Raw genomic sequence first — 17,364 nt, 5'->3', positions numbered from 1 at the left:
CGAGCAGGGAGACCGCCCAGGCGGTCCCCCTGCTTTTGCCGTACCGCCCGCCGCGATCGACCGGTTGGAGCGCCGCACGCGCGAAGGCGTTCCTCAAGCCGACCTTGGAGGCTGCGTTCCTATGCAAATGCAACATTTAACCGATTATGAATTAATGCTCCTCGTCAAGCTCAAGCGGCAAGAAGCGCTGTCCGTCCTGTACGACCGCTTCGCGAGCCTCGTCTATTCGTATGCGTTCAGAGCCGTACGGGAGGAACAAGCCGCGCGGGATATCGTTCAGTCAGTTTTCGTGCGGCTATGGACGACCGACTCCGATTACAGCGAAGAAAAAGGCAAATACGCGAACTGGCTCATTACGATTACCCGCAACATCACGATCGACTGGCTGCGCAAGCAGCGCAGGGAATCGGCAGGCATCGTTTCCTACTCTTCCGAGCAAATGGCGCGCATTCCGGACGACGTGGACGATTCGCCGGAAGCGAGCGCCCTGCGCGAATCGCTCAAAGGTCAAATTCGTCTCGCCTACCGCTACTTAACCGGCCCTCAGATCGAACTGCTGGAGCACTTTTACTGGCAGGGCTTCACGCTCAGGGAACTGGCCGCCCGGTACGGCGAACCGCTCGGCACCGTGAAGAACAGGCTGCATCAGGCTTTGAAAATATTGCGCAGACATTTGGCCCTGGAAGGAGAGCGATGACGATGCACGACAAGCAAAAGCCGCTATGCGATCTGTGCCTGTCCGTCATGACCGGCGAATGCAGCGAAGAAGAGCGGCTCGCCTTTGAGCGTCATCTTCCGCGCTGCGAAGCCTGCCGGGCCGAATGGAACGATCTGCAGCTCGCATGGGGGGCGCTGTACGCGGATATGGACAAGATCGAACCGCCCGAGGATCTGAAGCGCCAAGTGATGAATGCCGCGCTGGAGGCGGACCTGGCGCTTGCCGAAGAAGACAGGAGAAGAGAAGCGGATTCGGTCCAGCGTCGGCGGAACAACCGGCGGAAGGGAAGGAGCCGGTGGCTTGCGGTCTCTGCCTCCGTCCTGCTTGTTCTGCTGGCGGCTAGCTCCGCCTGGAATTACAAACTCGCCCGGGACAACGGCGCGGCCCCGCCGCCGATCGAACGCGCGCTGTCGGTACCCGCCTCCCAAGTGAAGCTTGCCGTGCCGCTCCAATCGCAGGCGCCGGAAGCTTCCAAGGCGTTCGGCATCGCCTGTATCGTCGACAACGGGAAAAGCCGCCAATTCGTCGTCTACGTCTACGGCGCATCGCCGACCAGCGGCGAGGAAGCCTACCAGGTCTGGCTGCTTAAGGACGGCGTGCGCAAGAGCGCGGGCACCTTCCGCGTGACCGACGACGATCAGGGGCTCGGCGTGCTGGCCATGCCGATCGAAGCGGCCAACCTGGACTTCGACAAGATCGGCATCACGCTCGAGCCCGACGACCGCGGCGACCAACCGCGCGGGGCGAAGATGTTCGGCTCCGTCTGACGGGCACCGCAATCAACGCCTATCAGGACCGTCCGGGAGAATCGCCCTGACGGTCCTTCTTATTCTTAGAGCGCTGCAACACCGACGTCCCGGTCACTAATCATTATCAAGCCTCTGCGCTGCGCACCAGGGAGGCAAGATGGCTGCAACTGCCTTCCAACAGGCTGTAGAGTAACCTTTTACCCTTATAGCACCATCTAGACCATGCAAGGAGACTGTAGAGTAACTTTTTGCCCTTATAGCACCATTTAGACTATGCCTCGAGACTGTAGAGTAACTTTTTGCCCTTATAGCACCATCTAGACCATGCCGGGACACTGTAGAGTAACTTTTTGCCCTTATAGCACCATCTAGGCCATGCCGGGACACTGTAGAGTAACTTTTGGTGGTAGCATATAAAGTGGACACCTCCTAAGCGCATGAGATAATAAAGAAAACGACGTGAGGTGTCCAGAATGGGCGATGTACGGAAACACTACAACGAGGCATTCATTGAACAGACGGTGAAGTTCATTCAAGAACAAACGAAGTCCATCCCGCAGCTTGCACAGGAGCTCGACATACCGGCCGGTACGCTGAGGAAGTGGATGAGCAAACACCGTAAGTTTGAAAACGAACCCCTCTTGGATCGGGAAACGATTCGTCAGAAGGAGAAGCAGATTGCCTCCCAGGAACGTGAGATCGAGGACCTCAAGGAAGAGATCGCAATCCTAAAAAAAGCCATGCACATCTTCAACAAAGAAAGGAACTAAGGTTCCAGTTTGTCGAAGATCACCGCTCCGAGTTTCGACTGGAGAAGATGTGCTTCGTACTGAATGTCTCCCGGAGCGGCTTTTACAAATGGTTGAAAGAGAAGCTAAAGGAAACCAACTACCAGAAACGCCGACGGGCCCTGCTGCTCCGCATTACCTGGTTGTTTACCGACTCGAAGTGTCGGTATGGCAGCCCGAAGATCACGAAGATTCTGCGCAATGAGGGATGGATCGTCTCCGAGCGCCTGGTAGGGCAGATCATGGGCGAATACGGTCTCAGATCCTGTGTCTCCCGTAAATTTCGCGTGAACACCACGGATTCCAATCACGATCTCGCCATTGCGCCTAACGTGCTGGGCCAACAGTTCAAGGCGGCGGCTCCCAACGAAGTTTGGATGGCTGACATCACCTACATTCCTTGCCGGCAAGGTCGCCTGTACCTAGCGAGCATCATGGACCTGTACACCCGCCGCATCGTAGGCTGGAAGCTCGCAGACCGCATGACGACGGATTTGGTGCTGGCCGCCTTGGATCAAGCCTACGCGTCGGAGAAGCCTTCAGCAGGCCTGCTACATCACTCGGACCGCGGTTCGCAATATGCCTCGGATACCTATCGGGAACGCCTCGAGCAATACGACATGAAGACGAGCATGAGCCGCAAGGAAAACTGTTACGACAATGCCTGCATCGAGTCCTTCCACAGCGTGCTCAAGAAGGAGTTTATTTACTGTACGAAATTCAAAACCAAGGAGCAGGCGCAGCAAGAGATGTTTGAATACATTGAACTGTTTTACAACCGAAAACGGATCCACGGTTCTCTGGGTTACTTATCCCCGCAGCAATTTAAAGTTCAGTTCGATAGAAAAAAGGACAAGTGAGCTTAGAAGGTGTCTACTTTATTGACAGAGGTCCATTTTTACCCTTATAGCACCATCTAGACCATGCCGGGACACTGTAGAGTAACTTTTTACCCTTATAGCACCATTTAGACCATGCCTGGAGACTGTAGAGTAACTTTTTACCCTTATAGCACCATTTAGACCATGCCGGGAGACTGTAGAGTAACTTTTTGCCCTTATAGCACCATCTAGACCATGCAAGGAGACTGTAGAGTAACTTTTTGCCCTTACAAGCACCCCTTATATCGTATCACGAGACCATGAATTAACTTTCTGGACTTGATGTCGCTTTCTAGAGGCGTCTTTTCGGACCTCCAACAACCGCGTTTTTGGATAAGCATAGAAGCACCCGGCTGACCGCAGCCGGGTGCTTCTATACGTTCTTCTTTTATTTGCTGGATGCGCTGGCCGACGCGGAAGCGCTGGCCGAAGGGGACGCCGGCGCGCTGGACGAAGCCGATGCGGATGCCGACGCGCTAGCCGAAGGCGACGGGGAAGGCTCGGCGGGCAGCGTCACTTTGATGTTCAGCTTGTCCGTTTCTTCCTGAATGTACGTCTGCATCTTCGGATCGACGAGCGTGGAGACGATCGCGTCCTTGTCCGTCTGGGACAGCTTGTCGTAGGTCGCGACTTCGCGCGCTTCGACCTTCATCACGTGATAGCCGTACTCGGTCTTCACCGGATCGCCGATGACGCCGATCGCCTGCGTGTTGGCCGCGTTCTTGAACTCTTCGACCCAGCCCTTGGCCTGTTGCTTTTCGTACAGTCCGCCGTTGTCCTTGGAGCCGGTGTCGTCGGAGTATTCCTTCGCCAGCGCGGTCCAGTCCCCGCCGTCCTCAAGCTTCTTCTTCACTTCCTGCGCGCGCTTCAGCGCGTCAGCGTCGGAGCGCTCCTTGCTCGTGGCCGGATCCGTGAAGGAGACGAGGATGTGGCGGACCGTGTCGACGTTGTAATCGGCCGGCGCCTTGTCGAACTCGGCTTTGACGTCGGCGTCCTTGATGGTCGCCTTGACTTCGTTCTCCTTGGCGGTGCTGATCTCGCCGCCCGTCGCCAGCGTCACCACGAGGTCGACCATCTCGTCCTCGGTGATGTTGTTGGTCTTCATCGCGTCCTTGAGGGACGCGCCGTTCGTCTCGTCCTTCAGGGCCGTGTCGAGCTGCTTCTTGAACTCGTCGGCCTGCGCCTTGCCCGCTTTCTTCTGCTCGTCCGTCGCGCGATCCGCGAACGCCTTCTGCAGGATGTACTGCTTGACGATCTCTTCCTTGTACTGCGGGATCGACAGGTACATCGCCATCTGCGGGTTGGTCACGTTCATGAACGCTTCGTACTTGCCGAATTCGGCTTGCTTCAGCTCTCCGCCGTCCCAGGTGGCGAGCACGGTGTCCGGATCTATGCTAGCGGTCGGGCTGGCCGAGGCCGAGGATGAAGCCGAAGCGGACGCCGACGCGCCGGAATTTTCACTTTTGCTTTTGCCGCAAGCGGTTGCCGTCGCGGTCAGCAGAACGAGGGCCGCCAGCAGAAAAGCGAACCGACGGTACGTTCCGCGTTTATTGTACAGCATTTTGCAATTCCTCCTTGGATTTTGTCGCTTCTTTATATTGTAACAGAAACTCTTCGACAAGCGCCAACATTGAATCGTCGTCGAGGCCTTTGACCCGGATGCGCACGAGCGGATGCGGCGTCTGCTGGACGAGCTGCACCCGGCCCTGGTACCGGCTCTCGATGGCCTTGAACTTCTTGGCGTCGAGCTCGGATGCGCGCCGCTCCTCGAACTTGAGCGTCAGATCGTCGCTCCGGTTGACGATGGATTCGATGCCGTAGACGCGCGCCAGCGCTTTGATCCGGGCCACGCTCAAGAGGCTCAGCACAGGCTTCGGCGGTTCGCCGAACCGGTCGACCAGCTCGTCGAGCAGGTCGCTGACATCGTCTCCCGAAGCCGCGGCGGCCACCTTTTTTGTAGATCTCGATCTTCTGAATGCTGTCGTAAATGTACTCCGGCGGCACGTACGCGTCCACGCCAAGGTCGAGCTGCGTGTTGACCGGCGGCGGCGGAGGCGCCTGCTCGCCGTGCCATTCGGCCTTGCGCGCGTTGACCTCCTCCGCGAGCATCTGCGAGTACAAGTCGAAGCCGACGGAAGCGATAAATCCGTGCTGCTCCGCGCCGAGCAGATTGCCCGCGCCGCGGATCGACAGGTCGCGCATCGCGATCTTGAAGCCCGAGCCGAGCTCGGTGAATTCCTTGATCGACTGCAGGCGTTTTTCCGCCACCTCGTTGAGCACCTTGTCCCGCTGGTAGGCGAAGTAGGCGTAAGCGATCCGGTTGGACCGTCCGACGCGTCCGCGCAACTGGTACAGCTGGGACAAGCCCATCTTGTCCGCATCGTGCACGATCAGCGTGTTGACGTTCGGGATGTCCACGCCCGTCTCGATGATGCTCGTGCTGACGAGCACGTCGTATTCGCCGTCGAGGAAATCCAGAATCGTCCGCTCCAGCTCCTGCTCGGACATCTGGCCGTGCGCGACCGCGACCTTGGCGTCCGGCACGAGCGCCGAGATCTGCTCGGCCATCTGGTAGATGCCCTGCACGCGGTTGAACAGGAAGTACACTTGTCCGTCCCGCGCCATCTCCCGTTCGATCGCCTCGCGGACGAGCGTCGGGCTGTATTCGACCACGTACGTCTGCACGGGGAAACGGTTCTCCGGCGGCGTCTCGATGACGGACAGGTCGCGCACGCCGAGCATCGACATGTGCAGCGTCCGCGGGATCGGGGTCGCGGTCAGCGTCAGCACGTCGACGCTCGTCTTGAGCCGCTTGAGCTTTTCCTTGTGCGAGACGCCGAACCGCTGCTCTTCGTCCACGATCAGAAGGCCCAAGTCCTTGAATACGACGTCCTGCGACAGCAGCCGGTGCGTGCCGATCAGCACGTCGACCGTGCCCGCCTTGACGCCCTTGATCGTCTCCGTCTGCTCCTTGCGCGTACGGAAGCGGCTCAGCACCTTGATGTTGAACGGATAGCCGGAGAAGCGCTCGCGGAACGTCTCGTAATGCTGCTGCGCCAGAATCGTCGTCGGCACGAGCACCGCGACCTGCTTGCCCTCGATGGCCGCCTTGAACGCCGCCCGGATCGCAACCTCCGTCTTGCCGTAGCCGACGTCGCCGCAGAGCAGCCGGTCCATCGGCCGCGGCTTGCGCATGTCGGCCTTGATCTCCTCGATCGCGCGCAGCTGGTCCGTCGTCTCGTCGTAGGGGAACATCGCCTCGAACTCTTGCTGGTAGGGCGTGTCCTCGCTGAAGCCGTAACCCGGCGTCGCTTGGCGATCCGCATACAGCTTGATCAGGTCGTCGGCGATATCCTTGACCGAGGAACGCACCTTGGACTTGACCCGGTTCCACTCCGCGCCGCCGAGCTTGCTCACCTTCGGTTCCTTTTCGTCGGAGCCGACGTACTTCTGGATCAGGTCGAATTGTTCGACCGGGATGGACAGCTTGTCGCCGCCTGCGTAGATGACATGCAGATAATCCTTGTGAATGCCGCCTACCTCGAGCGTGCCGATGCCCATATACTTGCCGATGCCGTGGTTCTGGTGGACGACGTAGTCGCCGACTTTCAGCTCCGTATAGCTCTTGATGCGCTCGGCGTTGTCCATGCGGCGGTCGACGCGGCGCGCCTTGCGCTGCTTCTGCGTGAACATCTCGCCTTCGGTGATGACGACGAGCTTGACGGACGGCATCTCGAACCCGCTTTGCAGGTTGCCCTCGACGATCTCCGGCGTCTCGATCTGATAGTCGTCGAGCACGCGGCGCATCCGCTCGGCCCGCTCCGCGCTGCCGGCCAGCATGACGATATGCGCGCCGCCCTTGCGCCAGCGCTCCATCTCCGCCTTGAGCAGGTTCATCTGCCCATGAAAGCTCTGCATCGAGCGGCAGACGAAGTTGACGATGTTCTGCGGCTGCGTATGCGGAATCTGGCGCACGAACAGCGACAGGTACACCGTCTGGAACGTTCGCGGGTACAGCGCCTGCTCCGCCGGTACGGCCAGCGTGAAGCCCGGGAGCGACTTGCCCTGCGACAGCAGATGCGTCGACCATTCGGTCTCGTCCCGCTCAAGCTGGCGCGCGGTCTCGGCGAGCCGGTTCGGCTCGTCCATGATGAGCAGCGTATCCTTGGGCACGTAGTCGAACAGGGTTTGTCTCTCGGGGTACAGCAGCGATATATATTTATAGATTTCGGAAAAATACATATTTTGGCGCAGATCGTCGATTTCCCGGGTAATCTCGGTCTTCAGGCGCTCTTTGGCCTGACGGTCCGCCATCTTCTCCAGCTGGCGCTCGAGCAGCTCGAAGGCATGCTGCGCCGCGTTCGCGAAGCGCCGCTCGTCGGCGATGATCTCGCGGCACGGTCGCACGGTATAGCTGTCCAGCTTTTCGATCGAGCGCTGATCCGCCGGATCGAACGTGCGGATCGAGTCGATCTCGTCGTCGAACCATTCGACGCGAACGGCGCTCGCGCTCGTCAGCGGGAAAAAATCCGCGATGCCGCCGCGCACGCTCAAATGCCCCTTCTGTTCCACGCGATCCACGCGTTCGTAGCCAAGCCCGATCATGCGCCGCAGGAATTCGTCCATCGGCAGCGTATCGCCCGCGCGCAAGGTGACGAAGGCGCTTGCCATCGTATCCTTGCTCGGCTGGAAGCGGCGCACGCCGGAAAAGGGCACGACAATAACCCCGCGGAAGCCTTCCGCGAGTTGAAGCAGCGCATCCATGCGCCTGGCCGACGTCTCCGGACTCGAGATCGCGGTCTCCGCGGCGATCAGCTCGTTGGCCGGATAGAGGAGCACTTCCTCCGCGGTCAGGCATTCCTGCAGGTCCTCCGCCATCTTCTGCGCGGCGAACATATTGTGCGTGACGACAAGCACGGGTCTCCCCAGCTCGCGGACGGTCGCGGCGATCATGACCTGCCTGGCCGACCCGGACAGCCCCGCCACCAGTTGCTCCCGCATGCTTCCGCGAAGGCCCGCAAGGACGGACTGGAAGTCGGGGTCGGTAGCTAACGTATTCATTAGCGGCTTCATCGCTTTTCCCCTTATACGTACAATCTACGTTCACGTTCATTCAAAAAAGAAGCCTGGGCGTAAAGCCGAGGCCTCTTATCATCGGTCGTTTGTCGCAGCGGACGGCGGCGCCTATTGAAGCGGATTGCTCAGCAGCGCCAGTTCGGGGTGATGGTCGAGCGCCTGGCTGCAATAATCGCAGACCACCTGCACCGTCACATCTCCGTTAGAATTATACGCTATTATACGCTTTCGCTCTTCGGGGGTCAAGAAATGCAAGCCCAGCCTATATTCGGATACGTCGGCCCCCCTCGAATCGGCCAAGCGGCGCGCGGCAGTGCCGGCAAACGTAGTTCACAGCCATATGGGTATGCCTCCTGAAGGCGGATTATGCGGCCATGCACAAGCCATGGTTCCGCGTTCCCTTCAGTATGCCCGCACGCCGGCGATTTTAAGCGGAAATGCCACCTTTTTTATAGAATCTACTACCTCAGTAATTTTGGTACTGCTTTTTTGTTGATGCGTTGCTACGCTGACCCTTATCGCACCGGTTGTTACTTGCCGTTGAACTTCGCCATCGTCTCCTCGAACGGGTGACCGAGCGCGTATTCGATGGCGTCGCATGCGTCCGCGATCATCGTCCGCAGCGCCTCCTGCTCGCTCTTGGGGAATGCGCCGAGCACGTAGTCGACCACCTTCATGCCGCCGACGGGACGCGAGATGCCCATGCGCACGCGGTTGAACGACTGTGTCCCCGTATGCGCGATGATCGATTTGATGCCGTTGTGGCCGCCAGCGCTGCCCTGATAGCGAAGCCGGATCTTGCCCGTCTCCGTGTCCAGATCGTCGTAGACGACGATGCCGTCCTCGAGCGGGATCTTATAGAAATCCATCAGCGCCCGCACCGATTCCCCCGACAGGTTCATATAAGTCATCGGCTTCAGCAGCGCGACCTTGCGGCCTTGAACGCGCGCTTCTCCGTACATGCCCTTGAGCTTCTTCTGGTGCTCCAGCCGCACGCCCCAGCGGTTCGCCAGCTCGTCGACGACCATGAAGCCCGCATTGTGCCGGGTCGCGGCGTATTCCGGTCCCGGATTGCCGAGACCTACGATCCATCTCATCGGTAGTCCAACTCCGTTTCAACATAAATTTAAGGGCAAGCTGCAACGAAATCGCCTGCCGCGGTGTCATCTAGATTACATAGCACAAACGCCAGGGTGGTGATGACAAATGATGTACATCAACGGCCAGACCTTGTCCCATGACAGGCACTTCGCGGACCATATCGTAGCGGAGGTGCCTGTGCAGATCTACAGAGACAAGGAGCACAGCGACATCGGGTTCATCGAATATTATGGCAAAGAATTCGTGAAGGTCAACAACAACGTGTATTGCCGCAAGTCGTTTACGTTCATTTCCAGACCCGGATATTAGACGATCCACAAGCAGAGAGCCGTCCGTCCGAAGGGACAGGCGGCTCTTTGCTTTTTATTTATCCACAACCAATCCACAATCCTGTGTAAAAACATGTCGGGTTCTGCGCTTGAAATCCCTTATAAAATAAGAAACGCCGAGGCTATCCACAGCCTGGCGCTTCTTGTTCACATATGTGGATAAGTGTGTGCATTCCCTGGGACAACCTTATGCGTCCGTCTCCACGGCTTGCGCGGCATCATGCTGCTTCGCATTCTCCGTCGCGGCATCGGCCGAAGCGTCCGCCTCTTCCGCGGAGACGTCCTTCTGCGGCGCGAGCACGGCGATGACGACGGTCTCTTCGTCCTGCAGCGGCTTGACGCCCGCCGGGAACGAAAGCTGGCCGATCGTGAGGTTCTCGCCAAAGCCGAGGGACGAGATATCCGCCGTGACGGACTCCGGCAGATCGCGGGCCACGCACTCCACTTCGATCTCGTGAAGCACGACGGTCAGCAGGCCGCCTTCTTTTTCGCCCGGGCTCGTACCCGAGACTTCGACGCGGATCGGCGCCTTGATCTTTTCGTTGAGGTTGATCTGATGAAAGTCGACATGCAGCACTTGGCCGCTGAGCTTATCCCGCTGCACGTCCGTCAGCAGGACGGATTGGCTGCCGTTGCCCGGCACCTCGAGCTGAAGCACAGCATGCGCATGACCGCGCATCAACGCCGAGAGCTCCTTGCTGTCGAGCGCGATGGGACTCGGCTCCTTCAAGCCCTTGCCGTACACGACGCCGGGTACCCGGCCCTGTATCCGAAGCTGCCTGAGCGCACCTTTCGTGGAGCGCTGGCGCGATTCCGCACGCAATGTCGTCGTCATACCGATTCCTCCCGATTGCTCAAGATTTGAAGACATGCATTTATTTTACCCCTCGGGAGGAGGCTCTAAACAAAAGGTCGGGGCGGCAACATACGTAGAGAAGGCCGCGCCGTCTCCATGGAGACGGCGCGGCCCTCGATCGAATCAGGCGTGCGGTTCGAAAAGCTTGCTGATGGACTGCTGCTCGTGGATGCGCACGATCGCTTCGCCGAGCAGCGCGGCGACCGACAGCACGCGCATCTTGGTGGAAGCGCCTGGCGTGCGGAGCGGGATCGTGTCGGTCACCGTCACTTCAGTGATCGGGGACGATTCGAGCCGCTCCATAGCCTGTCCGGACAGCACGGCATGGGTACAGCAGGCGTAGATCTCTCGCGCCCCCGCCTCCTTGAGCGCCTGCGCCGCCAGACAGATCGTGCCGGCCGTGTCGATGATGTCGTCGATCAGGATCGCCGTACGTCCGGAGACGTCGCCGATGATGTTCATGACCTCGACGACGTTGGGCTCCGGACGACGCTTGTCGATGATGGCGAGCGGCGCCTGGAGCTCGTCCGCCAGGCGGCGCGCCCTTACGACGCCCCCGTGGTCGGGGGAGACGACGACGGGCGCGATCAGTCCCTTGCTCTGGAAGTAGTCGCCGAGGATCGGCACGCCGAGCAGATGATCGACCGGGATGTCGAAGAAGCCCTGAATCTGCATGGCGTGCAGATCCATGGCGATGACGCGATGCGCGCCAGCCGTCTCGATCAGATTGGCGACCAGCTTGGCGGTGATCGGGTCGCGCGACCGCGCCTTGCGGTCCTGGCGTCCGTAGCCGTAGTAGGGAATGACGACGTTGATCGTCTTCGCGGAGGCGCGCTTAAGCGCGTCGACCATGACGAGCAGCTCCATCAGATGCTCGTTGACCGGCCAGGAGGTCGATTGGACGACGAAGACGTCCGCGCCGCGCACGCTCTCGTTCAACCGGATGTGGATCTCTCCGTCGCTGAACCGGGTGACCTTCACGTCGCCGAGCGGCACGCTGATATGCCTGGCGATCGCTTCCGCCAGGCGAGGATTCGAGCTGCAGGAAAATAGCTTCAGGGTATTGTCAGGGTAGCTCATAAGCGCCTCGCTTTCGGTGAGGTCGACGCGCGCCCCGCCCGCGCCGGGGCGACGGCGCGTCGCCGTCCGTTTGAATCTGTCCCCGCTATTCGCGGTTCTATTGGCCGTCCTTGCGCGTCGCGGCGGCTTCCTTCTTCGACTTGGCCCTCGCGCGAAGCTTATCCGCGTAGCCTTCCTTGTTCTCCTGTCGGGCGCGCGCGATCGCGACGCTGCCTTCCGGCACGTCATGCGTAACGGTAGAGCCGGCGACGACATAGGCGCCGTTGCCGATGGTCACCGGGGCGATCAGGTTGGCGTTGCTGCCGATGAAGGCATCGTCGCCGATGACGGTCTTCGATTTATTATACCCGTCGTAGTTGGCGGTAATCGTCCCGCAACCGATGTTCGTGCCGCTGCCGACCACCGCGTCGCCCACGTAGCTCAAGTGCGGCACTTTGCTGCCTGCGCCGATCTCGGCGTTCTTGATCTCGACGAAGTCGCCGATCTTGACGTTGTCCGCGAGCTTCGTGCCAGGCCTTAGATAAGCGAACGGACCTACGGCGCATCCGGCGCCGAGCTGCGCCGACTCCGCCACCGACTGGCGGATCGTCGTGCCGTCTCCGATCGTCGTATCGGTCAGATCCGCGGAAGGCCCGATGACGCAGTCCTCGCCGATGACCGTGCCGCCCCGCAGGAACGTGCCCGGGTACAGGACGGTGTCCGAGCCGATCGTCACGCCCGCTTCGATATAGGTGCCTGCCGGATCCACGATCGTCACGCCGTTCGTCTGGTGACGGCGCGCGATGCGCTCCCGCATGAGCCGTTCCGCCTCGGACAGGGCGATGCGGTCGTTGACGCCGATCGACTCGGCCGGGTCCGCCGCGACCGAAGCGGAGATGCGCTCGCCGCGCGCCTGGAGAATGCCGATCACGTCGGTGAGGTAATATTCGCCCTGGGCATTGTCGTTCGTGACGGCGGCCAGCGCCTCGAACAGCTTCAAGTTGTCGAAGCAGTAGGTGCCGGTGTTGATCTCCCGGATCGCCGCCTGCTCCGGCGTGCAGTCCTTTTGCTCCACGATGCGGTGCACGCTGCCGTCTTCGCCGCGGACGATACGTCCGTAGCCGGCAGGCTGCGCAAGCTCGGCGGTCAGGATCGTGGCCGCGGCGCCTTCGGCCGCATGCAGCGCGATGAGCGCCTCCAGCGTCTCCGAGCTGACGAGCGGCGTATCGCCGCAGACGACGATCGTCACGCCGTCCGCGCCGCCGATCGCGGGCGCTGCCTGCAGCACCGCATGGCCGGTGCCGAGCTGCTGCTGCTGCAGCGCGTATTCGACCGAATCGCCGAGCGTCCGCTGGACCGCCTCGGCGCCGTGGCCGACGACGACGACGGCGCGCTCGCAGCCGATGCCGCGCACCGCGTCGAGCACATGTCCTACCATGGGCTTGCCGCATACGGGATGCAGCACTTTATATAATTTGGATTTCATCCGTTTGCCTTGTCCGGCAGCCAGAATCACAGCCATTCTCGTCATATCGGGCGAATGCCTCCTTTTCCCGCTTTCCCGCGCGCACGGTCTTTTTTCACTTGTGATCATAGCTTATTACCGTGCAAATGAAAAGAGAGCCGTCTCCGGCTCTCGCGATGCTACTTCGTATTCTCGGCGTCTATCGTCGCTTAAGCGCGAACACAAGCACTACGCACCTTCGACCAGCACCTCTTCTTCCTCCACGGCGGCGCGCTCGTACTCGGCGAGTACGGCGGACTGGATCTTCTCCCGCGTGCCCGAAGAGATGGGATGAGCGATATCTCGGAATTCTCCGTCGGGCGTACGTTTGCTCGGCATCGCAACGAACATGCCGTTGTTGCCGTCGATCACGCGAATATCATGGACGACGAACTCGTTGTCGATCGTGATAGACGCGATAGCCTTCATTCGCCCCTCGGAATTAACGCGGCGGAGTCTGACATCTGTAATTTGCACTTGTGTTCACCACCTTTGCCCCATCAGAAGACTTGGTGTAATATTCCACAAAATCGCGCGGATTCCTTCTTAAATCTGGTAAAACTAGTCCTTTATTTTAAATATTTTTTCAATACCGGATATTGTCGACATCGTACGCCGCCATTGGCTTTTTTTCGACAAAAACTCCGTTTTCGCGCGGCGCAAGGCCATCGGAAAACGGAGTTCCAAACGCTTATAGCAGTCTCCCCAGCGCGGCGATCAACTGGTGCAATCCGCTTCTCGAAGCCGACTTCGCCGCACGCCTTGAATGTGGACCGGCGGCCCATTTCCAGGCTTCCCGATTCACCGCCTCGATCTCGCGCCGACGCTCGCGAACCTGCTCCTCCAGCATATGGTGATGGTAGATCATCGTCATGGCCATACTCCTCCCACAGGAACGTATGTGCCTATTATAAAAAAAAGAAATATGACAGCTGCCTGTCATACTTCTCCGTACCGCGCGCGCAAATTCGCAAGCTTGGCGCGCAGTTCTTCCCTGAGCCAGACCGGCTCCTCAATGTACGCGCTGCCTCCATAGCCGAGCACCTGCGATAACAGCCAGTCCGCATCCGTCGGATTCACGATCCGCACGATCAGCTCTCCGTCCGGTTCGAAGCTTTTTTCCTCCGCATAGAAGCAGTCGAGCGCCGAAGCCACGGCATCGGACGAGAACCGGATGACCGCCCCCCGTCATATCCCGGTCGCGGGACATTCCCTCTCCGACGCAGAGCGCCGTCGGCGCATGCTCGCGAAGCACCGGCTCCTGCGTCAAGCTCAAATCCGTCATCCGCGACAGCTTAAAAACCCGATAATCCGCGCGCGTCCGGCAGTAGCCGTGCAAGTACCAGGCGTAATACTTGAAATGCAGCGTCACGGGCTCCACTGAACGTTCGATGCGGTCGTTCTTCGCATTGACATAGCGGAAGCGGACGACGCGACGCGAAGTGATCGCCTTGCGCAGCTCATGCAGCAGTTCGTTGTTCATCCGCCAGCTGCCTAAATCCAGCGTAAGGCTCGGCACCCGATCGGAGGACTGGACCGTACGCAGCCGATCGAGCGTCCGCTCCGCGCGAGGATCTCCGAACACGGTCGTCGTGCAGCTGAGCAGCGTAATGAGGCTGTTCACATCGTCGGGTCCGAGAAGACTCCTGTCCATTTTGTACGCGTCGATAATGCCGAATCCGCCGTTCGAACCCTGGTAGGAAACGACCGGAATGCCTGCCGCGCAGAGCGCCTCGATATCTCGGTATATCGTCCTCTGGGATACTTGATGCCGTGCGGCGAGCTCCGCCGCCGACACGATCTCCTGATTCAGCAGCGCGTATGTAATCGAAAGGAGTCTTTCCAGCTTCACTTTTATCACCGCCAAGGGAACGTATGGTCCCCTCATTATACGGCGGATTTTTCATTCAGGCGATGCTTTGTCCCTCAAATAAGCGGATGGTCCTAATGCACTTTGGCAGCCCGGCGCGCAGAACGGCAAAAACCGCCGGATTCGAACGCGAAGCCGACGGTCAAAAGTTACGTAATGAATTCCCCCCATCCCTGCTCTAATCACGGCTGAAAGAAATTGCCCGGCTGAACCGCGATATGTCTCGTCTTCAGATCGACTTCGGTGAGCCGCGCCAGGGAAATATAATCGTGCAGCAGACGCTCCTCGTTGTCCACCTCGCCCGATTCGACCAGCACGCCGACGCCGGCGACGATCGCCCGGAATTCGCTGAGCAGGTCGACCATCCCCTGAATCGTTCCCCCCCGCCTTCATGAAGTCGTCGATGATGAGGACGCGCGACTGCTCCTTGAGCGCGCGGCGGGCAAGCGACATCGTCTGGATGCGCTTGTTCGAGCCGGAGACGTAGTTGATGCTGACGACGGAGCCTTCCGTCACCTTGTGATCGCGTCTGACGATGACGACGGGAACGTTCAGGTACTGGGACGCGGCGTGCGCCAACGGGATGCCCTTCGTCTCCACCGTCATGATAACGTCGATGTCGCGGTCCGCGAACGCGGTGGCGAACATGCGGCCGAGATCCTGCAGCAGTCCGGGCTGTCCCAGCAGGTCGGTCATATATAAATATCCGCCGGGCAGCAGACGGTCCGGCTGCTCCAGCATGCTGCATACTTCTTCGACCTTGCGGAGCGCCTGGTCCTTGCGGCACTTCGGGATAAAGCGCACGCCGCCCGCCGCGCCAGCAAGCGTATGAAGCTCGCCGATCCCTTCGTCCTCGAACACTTCCTTGATGATCGCGAGATCCTCGCTGATCGAGGACTTCGCGGACTGGTAGCGCTCTGCGAACGCTGTCAACGATATTAACGTGTGGGGGCGATCCAGCAGATATTGCGTCATTTCTACGAGCCGCGCACTGCGCTTTAACTTTTTCACTTGACCCACCCCGTCCAAAACCGAATATTTTAACGTTATCATAACACTTTTATCCGGTTTTGGGCAAGGCGACAAAAGGTCGATGGCAAGCTTCCTCACACCTGTTGAAACAGTGTCCTTATGCCTATGTGAGCATGCGGACAACGTAGACTTCTTTGCAAAACCCGCGCAGTCCGTTGTATATGCGGGCCAGCTTCGACGCCTTGGACACGAGCCCGAAGACGGTCGGTCCGCTGCCGGACATGAGCACGCCGTCCGCGCCGAGACGCGTCATCACTTCCTTGATCTGCCTCACTTCCGGATAGTGGGACAACGTCACCTTCTCCAGCACGTTGCCGAGCGCGCCGCACATTCGCTCGAAGGAGCCTTCGCGCAGCGCCGCCAGCATATCCGGCACGGAGGGATGAATCCCGATCTCGTTCGCCCGGAACCGACCGTAGACGTCTGCCGTCGAGACGTTGATCGGCGGCTTGGCCAGCACGACCCAACACTGCGGCGGACTGTCCACGCTCTCGAGCCGTTCGCCGCGCCCGGTGGCGAGCGCCGTGCCTCCCCCGCACGCAGAAGGGCACGTCCGAGCCCAGCTCGGCGCCGAGCGTCTCCATCTCCGGCACGCCAAGGTTCAGATCCCAGAGCCGATTGAGACCGCGCAGCGCGGCGGCGGCATCGCTGCTTCCGCCCGCCAGCCCGGCCGCTACGGGGATCTGCTTGTCCAAATAAATATATACGCCTTTCTTGACGCCGTATCGCTGCTTCAGCAGCTTAGCCGCCTGAAAGGCCAAATTTTTCTCGTCAAGCGGGATAAAGCCGGCTTGGCTGGCCAGCACGATCTGATCGCGCTGCAGCTCCTCGAGCGTCAGACGATCGGCGAGATCCACCATCGTCATGACCATTTCCACTTCGTGATAGCCGTCTTCCCGCTTGCGCAGCACGTCGAGCACCAGATTGATCTTCGCCGGCGCCTTCTCGTATATTTTCGTCATATGCCCACCTGCCAGACCTTCTGCTTCGCCTGATTCCTGTCGCTCCAAAGCTTAACATATTATAACAAACCCCTGCCCGAATTGCGATTTGGGATACGGCGGCTTAAACACGCAAAAGCCGGGGGATATCCCCGGCGGCTTCTTCTTTCCTCTATTTGCCGGGCCGGCGACGATCGCCGGCGCCCGATCAGTCCGGCTTGCGCGCCAGCGACTGTTCGGCGAGCTGGATCGCCCGCTTGACCATGTTGCCGGCGTCTTTGGTGCTGATGGCGCCCCAGCCTTCGCGCTCGACCTTCCCGTAAAAACCCAGATCCTTGGCGAGCTCCGTCTTGAACGATTCGGTCATCGTCCGTCCTCTGCGCCTGCGGCTCATGCCGATCCCTCCCCCGTGTTGACTATGACGACGCTGCGCGGCGAGCTGCGCCGCCGTCACCGGTTA

Annotated in this window: 13 protein-coding genes and 6 pseudogenes; 5 read left to right on the top strand and 14 right to left on the bottom strand. The window is 59.8% G+C overall.

Features of this window, described 5'->3' with window-relative positions; translation table 11 throughout:
- Positions 1 to 121 precede the first annotated feature (121 nt).
- The 4 genes and pseudogenes from OMP40_RS05620 to OMP40_RS05605 form a co-directional block, all read left to right on the top strand.
- Positions 122 to 697, top strand: coding sequence for an RNA polymerase sigma factor (locus tag OMP40_RS05620; RefSeq protein WP_277529867.1), 576 nt, complete (start codon positions 122 to 124; stop codon positions 695 to 697).
- Between the two features lie 2 nt (positions 698 to 699).
- Complete coding sequence (locus OMP40_RS05615; RefSeq protein WP_277529865.1) at positions 700 to 1,485, top strand: anti-sigma factor; 786 nt, start codon at positions 700 to 702, stop codon at positions 1,483 to 1,485.
- 455 nt (positions 1,486 to 1,940) lie between these two features.
- Positions 1,941 to 2,237, top strand: a complete 297-nt coding sequence (locus OMP40_RS05610) for a transposase (protein WP_277529863.1) — start codon at positions 1,941 to 1,943, stop codon at positions 2,235 to 2,237.
- 20 nt (positions 2,238 to 2,257) lie between these two features.
- Positions 2,258 to 3,115, top strand: a pseudogene (locus OMP40_RS05605) (IS3 family transposase); the annotation flags it as partial.
- A gap of 409 nt (positions 3,116 to 3,524) precedes the next feature.
- Here OMP40_RS05605 and OMP40_RS05600 read toward each other — a convergent pair.
- The 4 genes and pseudogenes from OMP40_RS05600 to pth form a co-directional block, all read right to left on the bottom strand.
- Positions 3,525 to 4,697, bottom strand: a complete 1,173-nt coding sequence (locus OMP40_RS05600; RefSeq protein WP_277529861.1) for a peptidylprolyl isomerase — start codon at positions 4,695 to 4,697, stop codon at positions 3,525 to 3,527.
- Positions 4,684 to 8,209 (bottom strand): annotated as a pseudogene (gene mfd / locus OMP40_RS05595) (transcription-repair coupling factor). The gene OMP40_RS05600 and the pseudogene mfd overlap by 14 nt, the downstream one beginning before the upstream one ends.
- Positions 8,210 to 8,320: 111 nt before the next feature.
- Positions 8,321 to 8,552 (bottom strand): annotated as a pseudogene (locus OMP40_RS05590) (anti-sigma-F factor Fin).
- Positions 8,553 to 8,742: 190 nt separating this feature from the next.
- Positions 8,743 to 9,309 carry an aminoacyl-tRNA hydrolase gene (gene pth, locus OMP40_RS05585; RefSeq protein WP_277529859.1) on the bottom strand — a complete coding sequence of 189 codons (567 nt, stop codon included), beginning with the start codon at positions 9,307 to 9,309 and terminating at the stop codon, positions 8,743 to 8,745.
- A gap of 109 nt (positions 9,310 to 9,418) precedes the next feature.
- Here pth and OMP40_RS05580 point away from each other — a divergent pair, with 109 nt between their 5' ends.
- Positions 9,419 to 9,622: a hypothetical protein gene (locus tag OMP40_RS05580; protein WP_306795368.1), complete on the top strand. Its 204-nt coding sequence runs from the start codon at positions 9,419 to 9,421 to the stop codon at positions 9,620 to 9,622.
- A gap of 207 nt (positions 9,623 to 9,829) precedes the next feature.
- Here OMP40_RS05580 and OMP40_RS05575 read toward each other — a convergent pair whose 3' ends face one another.
- The 10 genes and pseudogenes from OMP40_RS05575 to OMP40_RS05535 all read right to left on the bottom strand — a co-directional run bounded on the left by OMP40_RS05575 (position 9,830) and on the right by OMP40_RS05535 (position 17,298).
- Positions 9,830 to 10,477 (bottom strand): 50S ribosomal protein L25, encoded by a 648-nt coding sequence (locus OMP40_RS05575; RefSeq protein WP_277529858.1) that lies wholly within the window; start codon positions 10,475 to 10,477, stop codon positions 9,830 to 9,832.
- Between the two features lie 144 nt (positions 10,478 to 10,621).
- On the bottom strand, positions 10,622 to 11,578 hold the full coding sequence (locus tag OMP40_RS05570; RefSeq protein WP_277529857.1) for a ribose-phosphate diphosphokinase: 957 nt from the start codon (positions 11,576 to 11,578) through the stop codon (positions 10,622 to 10,624).
- Positions 11,579 to 11,675: 97 nt separating this feature from the next.
- Positions 11,676 to 13,088: a bifunctional UDP-N-acetylglucosamine diphosphorylase/glucosamine-1-phosphate N-acetyltransferase GlmU gene (glmU, locus tag OMP40_RS05565; protein ID WP_277529856.1), complete on the bottom strand. Its 1,413-nt coding sequence runs from the start codon at positions 13,086 to 13,088 to the stop codon at positions 11,676 to 11,678.
- A gap of 162 nt (positions 13,089 to 13,250) precedes the next feature.
- Entirely contained in the window at positions 13,251 to 13,538 is a 288-nt protein-coding gene (spoVG, locus tag OMP40_RS05560) for a septation regulator SpoVG (RefSeq protein WP_067781204.1), read from the bottom strand.
- A gap of 214 nt (positions 13,539 to 13,752) precedes the next feature.
- Complete coding sequence (locus tag OMP40_RS05555; protein ID WP_277529854.1) at positions 13,753 to 13,935, bottom strand: hypothetical protein; 183 nt, start codon at positions 13,933 to 13,935, stop codon at positions 13,753 to 13,755.
- A 65-nt stretch (positions 13,936 to 14,000) separates the two neighbouring features.
- Positions 14,001 to 14,216 (bottom strand): WCX domain-containing protein, encoded by a 216-nt coding sequence (locus OMP40_RS43055; RefSeq protein ID WP_459076904.1) that lies wholly within the window; start codon positions 14,214 to 14,216, stop codon positions 14,001 to 14,003.
- A gap of 178 nt (positions 14,217 to 14,394) precedes the next feature.
- A pseudogene (locus OMP40_RS43050) lies at positions 14,395 to 14,949 on the bottom strand (helix-turn-helix transcriptional regulator); the annotation flags it as partial.
- 164 nt (positions 14,950 to 15,113) lie between these two features.
- Positions 15,114 to 15,942, bottom strand: a pseudogene (purR, locus tag OMP40_RS05545) (pur operon repressor).
- 124 nt (positions 15,943 to 16,066) lie between these two features.
- Positions 16,067 to 16,925: pseudogene (gene ispE, locus OMP40_RS05540) on the bottom strand (4-(cytidine 5'-diphospho)-2-C-methyl-D-erythritol kinase).
- Positions 16,926 to 17,112: 187 nt separating this feature from the next.
- On the bottom strand, positions 17,113 to 17,298 hold the full coding sequence (locus OMP40_RS05535) for a small, acid-soluble spore protein, alpha/beta type (protein WP_277533002.1): 186 nt from the start codon (positions 17,296 to 17,298) through the stop codon (positions 17,113 to 17,115).
- Positions 17,299 to 17,364: the final 66 nt, after the last annotated feature.

Source organism: Cohnella rhizosphaerae (genome assembly GCF_029525575.1).
Classification (GTDB): Bacteria; Bacillota; Bacilli; order Paenibacillales; family Paenibacillaceae; genus Cohnella; species Cohnella rhizosphaerae.
This window is presented reverse-complemented; position numbering and strand designations above follow the sequence as displayed.